Origin of the sequence: Thermococcus sp. Bubb.Bath (genome assembly GCF_012027595.1) — an archaeon.
Classification (GTDB): Archaea; Methanobacteriota_B; Thermococci; order Thermococcales; family Thermococcaceae; genus Thermococcus.
The window spans coordinates 1-481 of sequence record NZ_SNUR01000026.1; the positions used below are offsets into that span (position 1 = coordinate 1).

General features: G+C 48.6%; 1 protein-coding gene. It reads right to left on the reverse strand.

The window, feature by feature from the left end; all coding sequences use genetic code 11:
- Positions 1 to 52: 52 nt before the first annotated feature.
- Positions 53 to 481 (reverse strand): uracil-DNA glycosylase (locus E3E29_RS11355; RefSeq protein WP_167911104.1); only part of this gene is annotated, 429 nt, incomplete at its 5' end.

Sequence of the window (481 nt, forward strand, 5' to 3'; positions counted from 1 at the left end):
TGCTAAGAAAGAGAAAATCATTCAGAAGAGTAATTGAGAAGTTAAGAAATTTTCACAAAGATTCTCCAGTCAGCTCTCTCAGCTTTTGGAAATCCTTTCTAAGCTCTTCCTTCAGCGCTGGGCGGTAAAGAGCCACGGCCGGATGGTACATTGGCATTATGACGATTTTTCCAAACAGCGTGTGGGCTTCGAAGGCCTTTCCGTGGATTTTACTTATGGGTTCGACCTCGAAGCCGAACTTCTCGAGTATGTAACGCATCGAGTGCCTCCCAAGTGGAACGATGACCTTCGGCCTTATGATGTCTATCTGCCTGTCGAGGTATGGTGAGCAGGCCTTTATTTCATCCTCCGTAGGGTCGCGGTTGTCAGGCGGACGGCATTTGACTATGTTCGTGATGTAAACCTCATCCCTGTCCAGGCCTATTTCAGCCAGGAGTTCGTCGAGAACCTTTCCTGCCCTCCCAACAAAAGGAAGCCCCTT